The following is a 12782-nucleotide window of genomic DNA, read 5'->3' as shown; positions in this document are numbered from 1 at the left end:
CATAAATATGAGTTCTCAATTTACGACGCCTGTTGTTACTGAAATGCAGGTCATCCCGGTGGCGGGTCATGACAGTATGCTGATGAATCTGAGTGGTGCACATGCACCGTTCTTCACGCGTAATATTGTGATTATCAAAGATAATTCCGGTCACACTGGCGTAGGGGAAATTCCCGGCGGCGAGAAAATCCGTAAAACGCTGGAAGATGCGATTCCGCTGGTGGTGGGTAAAACGCTGGGTGAATACAAAAACGTTCTGACGCTGGTGCGTAATACTTTTGCCGATCGTGATGCCGGTGGGCGCGGTTTGCAGACATTTGATTTGCGTACCACTATTCATGTAGTTACCGGGATAGAAGCGGCAATGCTGGATCTGCTGGGGCAGCATCTGGGGGTAAACGTGGCATCGCTGCTGGGCGATGGTCAACAGCGTAGCGAAGTCGAAATGCTCGGTTATCTGTTCTTCGTCGGTAATCGCAAAGCTACACCGCTGCCGTATCAAAGCCAGCCGGATGACTCATGCGACTGGTATCGCCTGCGTCATGAAGAAGCGATGACGCCGGATGCGGTGGTGCGCCTGGCGGAAGCGGCGTATGAAAAATATGGCTTCAACGATTTCAAACTGAAAGGCGGTGTACTGGCCGGGGAAGAAGAAGCCGAATCTATTGTGGCACTGGCGCAACGTTTCCCGCAGGCGCGTATTACGCTCGATCCTAACGGTGCCTGGTCGCTGAACGAAGCGATTAAAATCGGTACATACCTGAAAGGTTCGCTGGCTTATGCAGAAGATCCGTGTGGTGCGGAGCAAGGTTTCTCCGGGCGTGAAGTGATGGCAGAGTTCCGTCGCGCAACTGGCCTGCCGACCGCAACCAATATGATCGCCACCGACTGGCGGCAGATGGGCCATACGCTCTCGTTGCAATCCGTTGATATCCCGCTTGCGGATCCGCATTTCTGGACGATGCAAGGTTCGGTACGTGTGGCGCAAATGTGTCATGAATTTGGCCTGACCTGGGGTTCACACTCCAACAACCACTTCGATATTTCCCTGGCGATGTTTACCCATGTTGCCGCTGCCGCACCGGGTAAAATCACCGCGATTGATACGCACTGGATCTGGCAGGAAGGTAATCAGCGCCTGACCAAAGAACCGTTAGAGATCAAAGGCGGTCTGGTTCAGGTGCCAGAAAAACCGGGGCTGGGTGTAGAAATCGATATGGATCAAGTGATGAAAGCGCACGAGCTGTATCAGAAACACGGGCTTGGCGCGCGTGACGATGCGATGGGAATGCAGTACCTGATCCCCGGCTGGACGTTCGATAACAAGCGTCCGTGCATGGTGCGTTAAGACAGAAAACCAAAACCGGCTCTATCTGGAGCCGGTTTGAGACTGATGCCAAACGCAAAATTGCCTGTTGCGCTACGTATCAGGGCTACATCATTTTTTAATTCATTGAATTTAATTGGTTTTGCAGGCCGGATAAGGCGTTAACGCCGCATCCGGCATAAACACAGGCACTTGTCACCAATCTGAAACCAGCGTCATAAAAATCCGGTTGCTACTCGACAAGACGTCCATTACCCGAGAATTTTGCTGGCTTCGCGCGCTACATTATCCATCTCGTCCAACAGTTCCAGCAGCTCCGGCTCTAAATCTTCTTCTTTAGTACCGTTACGTAGCTGTTGTTCGATCAGTTGGCAGAGATTCTTCATACGCGGTACACCGCTATAGCCGCAACTGCCATGCAGTTTATGAATCAAATCAACCAGGCCTTCCGGGTTTTCTCCAACCAGCTGTTCCTCAACTTTGTTGCGAACTTCAGGCAGGAAATCGAGTAACATTTGCAGCATATCGCGCGCTAAATCGGTTTTTCCTGCTGCCTGGCGTAGTGCCAGTTGCCAGTCGAGGGTCGCATTCGGGTTGACCACAATTTCGTTGACTTCGGGCGTCACGACGCGAGAGGAAATACCGCTGCCAGGCTTGTAGCGCAACAGCAAATTATGCAATCGCTCTTCTTCGATCGGTTTGGCCAGATAATCACTCATCCCCGCGCCAAGCAGTTTCTCTTTTTGCCCGGCCATCGCATGCGCCGTTACCGCGATAACCGGCGTTTGCTGCTGATGCGGGAGCTGGTGGATGAGCTCACATGCCCGAATGCCGTCCATGTCCGGCATTTGAATATCCATTAAGATTAAATCGAACGGCATCTGTTTCGCCCGTTCAACCGCCTGATGCCCGCTATCGCAAAGTTCCACATGTTGCACCATATCTTCCAGCAATGCGCCGATAAGTTTCAGGTTAGCGGGGTTGTCATCAACCGCCATGACTGTCATTGCCAGCTTACTTTCATCGGTTACAGGCAAAAGCGTGTTTTGTTTGTGATGACAAAATTCCGTCAGGGCAGGCAACAGGCGCGTAGGTGTTAATGGTTTCAGCAGACACGCGCCGATACCATCTTGCTTAAGTTTTTCAGCATTGACTTGTGCATGGCAAGGAAGTGCCAGCATCAGGAAATCGGTCATCGATACTGCTTTCGCTAATCGCTCATGTTGCATTGTTAGCGGCTCGCGGAAGGTCACCGCTATGCCTAATAACATCATGTCGTAATGCGCGGGAGGCAGCGCGGAGAACGTTGGGCTATAAACCACTTCCAGCGGCGTTTCACTTAAAATATCCAGCGTGCATTGTGCTGCTGCGGAGTTTGGTTCGACATAGGCCAGGCGCTTACCAGCGAGGCACTGGGTGGATGGCCCTTCGATAATAATGTTCGGGTTCAGATCGAGATTAATGTGGAACCAGAAAGTTGAACCGCGATTCGGCTGGCTATGGAACGAAATATCGCCGCCCATTTCATTAACCAGTTTTTGTGTAATCACCAGCCCCAGCCCGGTGCCACCATGACGGCGGGAAATACTGGCATCAGCCTGTCTGAAGGCCTGGAATAAGCGCGATTGATCGCGTTCAGGAATACCAATGCCGGTATCCCGAATCTGCACTTCAATTTGCACTTTGGTATTACTCAGCGCACGTTTTTCTACCAGAATATCAATGTTGCCATTCTCGGTGAATTTAATTGCATTCCCTACCAGGTTAGTGATGATTTGCTGTAATCGTAGTGGGTCGCCGATCACGTTATCAGGCACGTCGCTTTTAATATTGAGCGTCAGTTCCAGCCCTTTATCGTGAGAAGAATGTGCCAGCAGGGTAACGACTTCATCCAGCGTGCTGCGTAGTGGGAATGGAATACTTTCCAGAATCAGCTTACCGGCTTCCAGTTTCGAGAAGTCGAGAACATCATTAATAATTGCCAGCAAATTATTTGCCGAACGTTCAATCGTATTCAGGTGATCGCGCTGCGTTGGTGTTAATTCTGTTTTCAGCGTCAGGCGGGTAAAGCCAATAACACCATTCAGTGGTGTACGCAGCTCGTGTGACATATTTGCCAGAAACTCGGATTTAATACGCGCCGCTTCCTGGGCGCGCTTTTTCGCCAGATCCAACTCAACGTTCTGAATCTCCATTTGCTCCAGCGTCTCACGCAGATCGGACGTCGCCTGGTCGATATTGTGTTGCATCTCTTCGTGATAAGCCGCCAGCGACATTGCCATCGAGTTGATACCGTTTTTCAGCATATCCAGCTCGCCGAGCATAAATCCTTCCACCCGGCTGTCGAGTTGCCCGCGACGGATGCGGTCGACGGTATTCACCATGTTGCGAATCGGACCGGTTACATCGCGCATTAAGCGCCAGCCAAAAATAAGCGCAATACCGATACAAAACAGCATCATCACGCTGGAAATAAAGATCTCTTTATATTGCTGCAAGCGAACCGATTTAAGATCCAGCTCCAGCGCAATATATCCCAGCATATTTTGACTATTTTTGGCATCGCTACTGGGCGATTCGTCGGGGGAGTAACTTTCAGAAATAATCGGCGTGCGGAGGATCATAATATCGCCGTCACGAGTGACAGTGAGCTGGCGAGGAAACGGCACGTTGCTGCCGAGCTGCATTGATGAGGGATCAAGATGAAAATTGGAGGTGACAAAGAGTCGGTTATTTTCATCATAAACCGAAATCGCGCGAACAATATCGGAATGGCGACGATGCAGTACGCTTATTAACTGACCGATAGATTCGCGATTTTGCAGGCTCATGCCATATTCAGTAGAAACTGCAAGCGGCTCAATAATACTGGCACCGGCATCTTCCAGTTGACGCTGCAAGTCGTTATAGCGATGCACGACGAAAAAGATACTCAGCAATAAACCAATAAGGACGGTCGGTGCCAGGATCAGAATCATCATGCGTGCGCGCAGGCTGTAGTTGGTCATGGAGTTCCGTTATGGGACAATTAAGGTCACACTGTTAAATTGAGAAAGTCTCGCCAATGGCGCAATTCTACTCTGCAAAACGACGCACGACGACGCGTCAGATCATAACCGTTTCAGTCAACGACCTCGACTCTTTTGGTCAGGGTGTGGCGCGACATAACGGCAAAACATTATTTATCCCCGGATTATTGCCGCAGGAAAACGCGGAAGTTACTGTTACTGAAGATAAAAAACAGTATGCCCGCGCTAAAGTCGTACGTCGGTTAAGCGATAGCCCGGAACGCGAAACGCCACGCTGTCCTCATTTTGGCGTATGCGGCGGCTGTCAGCAACAACACGCCAGTGTGGATTTACAGCAGCGAAGCAAAAGTGCGGCACTCGCCCGATTAATGAAACACGAAGTCTCTGAAGTGATCGCCGATGTTCCCTGGGGCTATCGCCGTCGCGCGCGTTTAAGTCTGAACTACTTACCGAAAACACAGCAACTTCAGATGGGGTTTCGCAAAGCGGGCTCCAGTGACATTGTCGACGTGAAACAATGCCCCATTTTAGTGCCCCAACTTGAAGCATTGCTGCCCAAAGTCAGGGCATGCCTGGGCAGCTTACAAGCTATGCGCCATCTTGGTCATGTTGAACTGGTACAGGCAACCAGCGGCACGCTAATGATTTTGCGCCATACCGCACCGCTAAGTTCGGCAGATCGCGAAAAACTGGAATGCTTTTCGCATTCTGAAGGCCTGGATCTGTATCTCGCCCCCGATAGTGAGATACTCGAAACCGTCTCTGGTGAGATGCCCTGGTATGACTCAAATGGGTTGCGCTTAACTTTTAGCCCGCGCGATTTTATTCAGGTCAATGCGGGTGTGAACCAGAAAATGGTAGCGCGTGCGTTGGAATGGCTGGATGTGGAACCTGAAGATCGCGTACTGGATCTGTTCTGCGGTATGGGCAACTTTACACTGCCATTGGCGACACAAGCTGCCAGTGTGGTGGGTGTAGAAGGTGTTCCGGCGCTGGTGGAAAAAGGCCAGCAGAATGCGCGTCTTAATGGCTTACAGAATGTGACGTTTTATCACGAAAATCTTGAAGAAGATGTCACAAAGCAGCCGTGGGCGAAAAACGGCTTCGATAAAGTGTTGTTGGACCCGGCGCGAGCAGGTGCCGCAGGTGTTATGCAGCAAATTATAAAACTGGAACCTATTCGTATAGTTTATGTATCCTGTAACCCTGCAACGCTGGCTCGGGATAGCGAAGCGTTATTAAAAGCAGGATATACCATTGCGCGACTGGCGATGCTGGATATGTTCCCACACACGGGACATCTGGAATCGATGGTACTTTTCTCGCGCGTTAAATAGTTACGATTTGCCGATTTCGGCAGGTCTGGTCCCTAAAGGAGAGGACGATGGTTGCGGTAAGAAGTGCACATATCAATAAGGCTGGTGAATTTGATCCGGAAAAATGGATCGCAAGTCTGGGTATTACCAGCCAGAAGTCGTGTGAGTGCTTAGCCGAAACCTGGGCGTATTGTCTGCAACAGACGCAGGGGCATCCGGATGCCAGTCTGTTATTGTGGCGTGGTGTTGAGATGGTGGAGATCCTCTCGACATTAAGTATGGACATTGACACGCTGCGGGCGGCGCTGCTGTTCCCTCTGGCCGATGCCAACGTAGTCAGCGAAGATGTGCTGCGTGATAGCGTCGGTAAGTCGGTCGTTAACCTTATTCACGGCGTGCGTGATATGGCGGCGATCCGCCAGCTGAAAGCGACGCACACTGATTCTGTTTCCTCCGAACAGGTCGATAACGTTCGCCGGATGTTATTGGCGATGGTCGATGATTTTCGCTGCGTAGTCATCAAACTGGCGGAGCGTATTGCTCATCTGCGCGAAGTAAAAGATGCGCCGGAAGATGAACGTGTACTGGCGGCAAAAGAGTGCACCAATATCTACGCGCCGTTGGCGAACCGTCTTGGGATTGGGCAACTGAAATGGGAGCTGGAAGATTACTGCTTCCGTTATCTCCACCCGACCGAATACAAACGCATCGCAAAACTGCTGCATGAACGCCGTCTCGACCGCGAACACTATATCGAAGAGTTTGTCGGCCATCTGCGCGCTGAGATGAAAGCTGAAGGCGTTAAAGCTGAAGTGTATGGCCGTCCGAAACACATCTACAGTATCTGGCGCAAAATGCAGAAAAAGAACCTCGCCTTCGATGAGCTGTTTGATGTGCGTGCGGTACGTATTGTCGCCGAGCGTTTACAGGATTGTTATGCCGCACTGGGGATAGTGCACACTCACTATCGCCACCTGCCGGATGAGTTTGACGATTACGTCGCTAACCCGAAACCAAACGGTTATCAGTCCATTCATACCGTGGTTCTGGGGCCGGGTGGCAAAACCGTTGAGATCCAAATCCGCACCAAACAGATGCATGAAGATGCAGAGTTGGGTGTTGCTGCGCACTGGAAATATAAAGAGGGCGCGGCTGCTGGCGGCGCACGTTCGGGACATGAAGACCGGATTGCCTGGCTGCGTAAACTGATTGCGTGGCAGGAAGAGATGGCTGATTCCGGCGAAATGCTCGACGAAGTACGTAGTCAGGTCTTTGACGACCGAGTGTACGTCTTTACGCCGAAAGGTGATGTCGTTGATTTGCCTGCGGGATCAACGCCGCTGGACTTCGCTTACCACATCCACAGTGATGTCGGACACCGCTGCATCGGGGCAAAAATTGGCGGGCGCATTGTGCCGTTCACCTACCAGCTGCAGATGGGCGACCAGATTGAAATTATCACCCAGAAACAGCCGAACCCCAGCCGTGACTGGTTAAACCCAAACCTCGGTTACGTCACAACCAGCCGTGGGCGTTCGAAAATTCACGCCTGGTTCCGTAAACAGGACCGTGACAAAAACATTCTGGCTGGGCGGCAAATCCTTGACGACGAGCTGGAACATCTGGGGATCAGCCTGAAAGAAGCAGAAAAACATCTGCTGCCGCGTTACAACTTCAATGATGTCGACGAGTTGCTGGCGGCGATTGGTGGCGGGGATATCCGTCTCAATCAGATGGTGAACTTCCTGCAATCGCAATTTAATAAGCCGAGTGCCGAAGAGCAGGACGCCGCCGCGCTGAAACAGCTTCAGCAAAAAAGCTACACGCCGCAAAACCGCAGTAAAGATAACGGTCGTGTGGTGGTAGAAGGGGTCGGTAACCTGATGCACCACATCGCGCGCTGCTGCCAGCCGATTCCTGGAGATGAGATTGTCGGCTTCATTACCCAAGGGCGCGGTATTTCAGTACACCGCGCCGATTGCGAACAATTGGCGGAACTGCGCTCCCATGCGCCAGAACGCATTGTTGACGCGGTATGGGGCGAGAGCTACTCCGCCGGATATTCGCTGGTGGTCCGCGTGGTGGCTAATGATCGTAGTGGGTTGTTACGTGATATCACGACCATTCTCGCCAACGAGAAGGTGAACGTACTTGGCGTTGCCAGCCGTAGCGACACCAAACAGCAACTGGCGACCATCGACATGACCATTGAGATTTACAACCTGCAAGTGCTGGGTCGCGTGCTGGGTAAACTCAACCAGGTACCGGATGTTATCGACGCGCGTCGGTTGCACGGGAGTTAGGCCGAAACTTGTTCGTATCTACAATGTAGATTGATATATACTGTATCTACATATGATCGCGGTTTGAGGAAAGGGTTATGATCCACAGTAGCGTAAAGCGTTGGGGAAATTCACCGGCGGTGCGGATCCCGGCTACGTTAATGCAGGCGCTCAATCTGAATATTGATGATGAAGTGAAGATTGACCTGGTGGATGGCAAATTAATTATTGAGCCAGTGCGTAAAGAGCCCGTATTTACGCTTGCTGAACTGGTCAACGACATCACGCCGGAAAACCTCCACGAGAATATCGACTGGGGGGAGCCGAAAGATAAGGAAGTCTGGTAATGGTAAGCCGATACGTACCCGATACGGGCGATCTGATTTGGGTTGATTTTGACCCGACAAAAGGTAGCGAGCAAGCCGGACATCGTCCGGCTGTTGTCCTGAGTCCGTTCATGTACAACAACAAAACAGGTATGTGTCTGTGTGTTCCTTGTACAACGCAATCAAAAGGATATCCGTTCGAAGTTGTTCTATCCGGTCAGGAACGTGATGGCGTAGCGTTAGCTGATCAGGTAAAAAGAATCGCCTGGCGGGCAAGAGGAGCAACGAAGAAAGGAACAGTTGCCCCAGAGGAATTACAACTCATTAAAGCCAAAATTAACGTGCTGATTGGGTAGGTGTTACTAACTCACTTCTATTCTGGTCACAGGTTTCCACCTGACGGACCCGCAATTTTCAGGATAATTCAATGAATCAAATCGACCGTTTGCTCACCATCATGCAGCGCCTGCGCGACCCGGAAAACGGCTGCCCGTGGGATAAAGAGCAGACATTTGCCACCATTGCGCCTTACACCCTTGAAGAAACCTACGAGGTGCTGGACGCCATCGCCCGTGAAGATTTTGACGATCTGCGCGGTGAACTGGGCGATCTGCTGTTCCAGGTGGTGTTTTACGCACAAATGGCTCAGGAAGAAGGGCGCTTTGACTTTAATGATATTTGCGCTGCTATTAGCGATAAATTAGAGCGTCGCCATCCGCATGTTTTTGCTGACAGTTCTGCCGAAAATAGTAGTGAAGTGCTTGCCCGTTGGGAGCAAATCAAAACCGAAGAGCGCGCGCAGAAAGCGCAGCATTCGGCGCTGGACGATATTCCTCGTAGTTTACCGGCTTTAATGCGTGCGCAAAAAATTCAGAAACGTTGCGCCAACGTTGGTTTCGACTGGACGACGCTTGGTCCGGTAGTCGATAAAGTCTACGAAGAGATCGACGAGGTGATGTACGAGGCGCGGCAGGCTGTTGTCGACCAGGCTAAACTGGAGGAGGAAATGGGTGACCTGCTGTTTGCCACGGTCAATCTGGCTCGTCATTTAGGGACAAAAGCGGAAATCGCATTGCAAAAAGCGAACGAAAAATTCGAGCGTCGTTTTCGCGAAGTGGAGCGTATTGTTGCCGCGCGTGGACTGGAAATGACAGGTGTTGACCTCGAAACAATGGAAGAAGTCTGGCAACAGGTAAAACGGCAGGAAATTGATCTCTAAGGGAATTACGCGGTCAAGCGCGATTTGTGTCATTTTTTAAATGACAAGCGCTTGATTTGCGTCAAAAACATTTACCCCAAAGGGGCTATTTTCTCACTCCTGATTTCAATAGTGCGCTGGCGAAGAGGAGGGATAATGAAAGTTTGTGGCACAGGTCATGTTCGGGTATACTGCTTTCCCGTCCTGGTTATTCCATCGTCTTTTCAACCTAACTTCTCAGGTTCAGCATGACAACGAACTATATTTTTGTGACCGGCGGGGTCGTATCCTCTCTGGGTAAAGGCATTGCCGCAGCCTCCCTCGCAGCCATTCTTGAAGCCCGTGGCCTCAATGTGACCATCATGAAACTGGATCCGTACATCAACGTCGATCCCGGTACTATGAGCCCAATCCAACACGGGGAAGTGTTCGTTACTGAAGACGGCGCTGAAACCGACCTGGACCTGGGGCACTACGAGCGTTTCATTCGTACCAAAATGAGCCGCCGCAACAACTTCACCACGGGGCGTATCTACTCTGACGTTCTGCGTAAAGAACGCCGCGGTGACTATCTCGGCGCAACCGTACAGGTTATTCCGCACATCACTAACGCTATCAAAGAGCGCGTGCTGGAAGGCGGCGAAGGTCATGACGTAGTACTGGTCGAAATCGGCGGTACTGTAGGTGATATCGAATCCCTGCCGTTCCTCGAAGCGATTCGCCAGATGGCTGTTGAAATTGGCCGTGAGCACACCCTGTTTATGCACCTGACGCTGGTGCCGTACATGGCAGCGTCTGGTGAAGTCAAAACCAAACCGACTCAGCACTCTGTAAAAGAGCTGCTTTCAATCGGTATCCAGCCTGATATCCTGATTTGTCGTTCAGATCGCGCCGTTCCGGCGAACGAACGTGCGAAGATTGCATTGTTCTGTAATGTTCCGGAAAAAGCGGTTATTTCTCTGAAAGACGTCGATTCCATCTATAAAATTCCGGGCCTGTTGAAATCTCAGGGGCTGGACGATTATATTTGTAAACGATTCAGCTTAAACTGCCCGGAAGCGAATCTGTCCGAATGGGAACAGGTTATCTTCGAAGAAGCGAATCCGGTAAGTGAAGTCACCATTGGTATGGTCGGCAAATACATTGAGCTGCCGGATGCATACAAATCCGTGATCGAAGCACTGAAACACGGTGGGCTGAAGAATCGTGTCAGCGTCAACATCAAACTGATCGATTCACAAGATGTTGAAACGCGCGGCGTTGAAATCCTCAAAGGTCTGGACGCAATCCTCGTACCTGGCGGTTTCGGCTATCGTGGCGTAGAAGGCATGATTACGACCGCGCGTTTTGCGCGTGAGAACAATATTCCTTATCTGGGCATTTGCCTGGGTATGCAGGTGGCGTTAATTGATTACGCTCGCCATGTTGCCAACATGGAGAACGCCAACTCTACGGAATTTGTGCCAGACTGTAAGTACCCGGTTGTGGCGCTGATTACCGAGTGGCGCGATGAAAACGGCAACGTTGAAGTTCGTAGCGAGAAGAGCGATCTCGGCGGTACCATGCGTCTCGGCGCACAGCAGTGCCAGTTGGTTGACGATAGCCTGGTTCGCCAGCTGTACAATGCGCCGACAATTGTTGAGCGTCATCGTCACCGTTACGAAGTCAACAACATGCTGTTGAAACAGATTGAAGATGCAGGTCTGCGCGTTGCGGGCCGTTCCGGGGATGATCAGTTGGTCGAGATCATCGAAGTTCCGAATCATCTGTGGTTCGTGGCTTGCCAGTTCCATCCGGAGTTTACTTCTACTCCACGTGATGGTCACCCGCTGTTTGCAGGCTTTGTGAAAGCCGCCAGCGAGTTCCAGAAACGTCAGGCGAAGTAAGTAAAAAAGTTAGAACGGCAACGCGTACCCTGGGTACGCGTTGTTTGTCTGGAGTTTCAGTTTAACTAGTGACTTGAGGAAAACCTAATGTCCAAAATCGTAAAAATCATCGGTCGTGAAATCATCGACTCCCGTGGTAACCCGACTGTTGAAGCCGAAGTACATCTGGAGGGTGGTTTCGTCGGTATGGCAGCTGCTCCGTCAGGTGCTTCTACTGGTTCCCGTGAAGCTCTGGAACTGCGCGATGGCGACAAATCCCGTTTCCTGGGTAAAGGCGTAACCAAAGCTGTTGCTGCGGTAAACGGCCCGATCGCTCAGGCGCTGATTGGCAAAGATGCTAAAGATCAGGCTGGCATTGACAAGATCATGATCGACCTGGACGGCACCGAAAACAAATCCAAATTCGGCGCGAACGCAATCCTGGCTGTATCTCTGGCTAACGCCAAAGCTGCTGCAGCTGCTAAAGGTATGCCGCTGTACGAGCACATCGCTGAACTGAACGGCACTCCGGGCAAATACTCTATGCCGGTTCCGATGATGAACATCATCAACGGTGGTGAGCACGCTGACAACAACGTTGATATCCAGGAATTCATGATTCAGCCGGTTGGCGCGAAAACTGTGAAAGAAGCCATCCGCATGGGTTCTGAAGTTTTCCATCACCTGGCAAAAGTTCTGAAAGCGAAAGGCATGAACACTGCTGTTGGTGACGAAGGTGGCTATGCGCCGAACCTGGGTTCCAACGCTGAAGCTCTGGCTGTTATCGCTGAAGCTGTTAAAGCTGCTGGTTATGAACTGGGCAAAGACATCACTCTGGCGATGGACTGCGCAGCTTCTGAATTCTACAAAGACGGTAAATACGTTCTGGCTGGCGAAGGCAACAAAGCGTTCACCTCTGAAGAATTCACTCACTTCCTGGAAGAACTGACCAAACAGTATCCGATCGTTTCCATCGAAGACGGTCTGGACGAATCTGACTGGGACGGTTTCGCATACCAGACCAAAGTTCTGGGCGACAAAATCCAGCTGGTTGGTGACGACCTGTTCGTAACCAACACCAAGATCCTGAAAGAAGGTATCGAAAAAGGTATCGCTAACTCCATCCTGATCAAATTCAACCAGATCGGTTCTCTGACTGAAACTCTGGCTGCAATCAAGATGGCGAAAGACGCTGGCTACACTGCAGTTATCTCTCACCGTTCTGGCGAAACTGAAGACGCTACCATCGCTGACCTGGCTGTTGGTACTGCTGCAGGCCAGATCAAAACTGGTTCTATGAGCCGTTCTGACCGTGTTGCTAAATACAACCAGCTGATTCGTATCGAAGAAGCTCTGGGCGAAAAAGCACCGTACAACGGTCGTAAAGAGATCAAAGGCCAGGCATAAGTCTGACTTTATCTGATTTAAAAATGCCAGCC

9 protein-coding genes are annotated in these 12782 nt (G+C 51.0%); 8 read left to right on the top strand and 1 reads right to left on the bottom strand.

Going from position 1 to position 12782, the window contains the following annotated elements:
- The first annotated feature begins 7 nt into the window (after positions 1-7).
- Positions 8-1348: a glucarate dehydratase gene (gene gudD / locus C4F37_RS18245; RefSeq protein WP_000098258.1), complete on the top strand. Its 1341-nt coding sequence runs from the start codon at positions 8-10 to the stop codon at positions 1346-1348.
- 230 nt (positions 1349-1578) lie between these two features.
- Here the strand turns inward: gudD and barA are convergent, their stop codons facing one another.
- Positions 1579-4335, bottom strand: coding sequence for a two-component sensor histidine kinase BarA (gene barA / locus C4F37_RS18240; RefSeq protein WP_000186448.1), 2757 nt, complete (start codon positions 4333-4335; stop codon positions 1579-1581).
- 56 nt (positions 4336-4391) lie between these two features.
- On the opposite strand from barA, the gene rlmD reads away from it, so the two are divergent.
- From rlmD to eno, 7 genes are all read left to right on the top strand, one after another.
- The gene (gene rlmD, locus C4F37_RS18235) at positions 4392-5693 is read left to right on the top strand and encodes a 23S rRNA (uracil(1939)-C(5))-methyltransferase RlmD (RefSeq protein WP_000046817.1); all 1302 of its coding nucleotides are present in this window, start codon (positions 4392-4394) and stop codon (positions 5691-5693) included.
- Positions 5694-5740: 47 nt separating this feature from the next.
- Complete coding sequence (gene relA / locus C4F37_RS18230) at positions 5741-7975, top strand: GTP diphosphokinase (RefSeq protein ID WP_000226797.1); 2235 nt, start codon at positions 5741-5743, stop codon at positions 7973-7975.
- Between the two features lie 77 nt (positions 7976-8052).
- Positions 8053-8301, top strand: a complete 249-nt coding sequence (gene mazE, locus C4F37_RS18225) for a type II toxin-antitoxin system antitoxin MazE (RefSeq protein ID WP_000581937.1) — start codon at positions 8053-8055, stop codon at positions 8299-8301.
- Positions 8301-8636: an endoribonuclease MazF gene (gene mazF / locus C4F37_RS18220; protein WP_000254749.1), complete on the top strand. Its 336-nt coding sequence runs from the start codon at positions 8301-8303 to the stop codon at positions 8634-8636. The genes mazE and mazF overlap by 1 nt, the downstream gene beginning before the upstream one ends.
- A gap of 71 nt (positions 8637-8707) precedes the next feature.
- Complete coding sequence (gene mazG / locus C4F37_RS18215) at positions 8708-9499, top strand: nucleoside triphosphate pyrophosphohydrolase (RefSeq protein ID WP_001071648.1); 792 nt, start codon at positions 8708-8710, stop codon at positions 9497-9499.
- 227 nt (positions 9500-9726) lie between these two features.
- Positions 9727-11364: a glutamine hydrolyzing CTP synthase gene (gene pyrG, locus C4F37_RS18210; protein WP_001774030.1), complete on the top strand. Its 1638-nt coding sequence runs from the start codon at positions 9727-9729 to the stop codon at positions 11362-11364.
- Between the two features lie 87 nt (positions 11365-11451).
- Entirely contained in the window at positions 11452-12750 is a 1299-nt protein-coding gene (eno, locus tag C4F37_RS18205; protein ID WP_000036723.1) for a phosphopyruvate hydratase, read from the top strand.
- Positions 12751-12782: the final 32 nt, after the last annotated feature.

Source organism: Escherichia sp. R1, from assembly GCF_003000935.1.
GTDB classification, from domain to species: Bacteria; Pseudomonadota; Gammaproteobacteria; order Enterobacterales; family Enterobacteriaceae; genus Escherichia; species Escherichia coli.
Note: the sequence above shows the minus strand (reverse complement) of the source record. Positions and strands in the feature narration are given on the sequence as shown.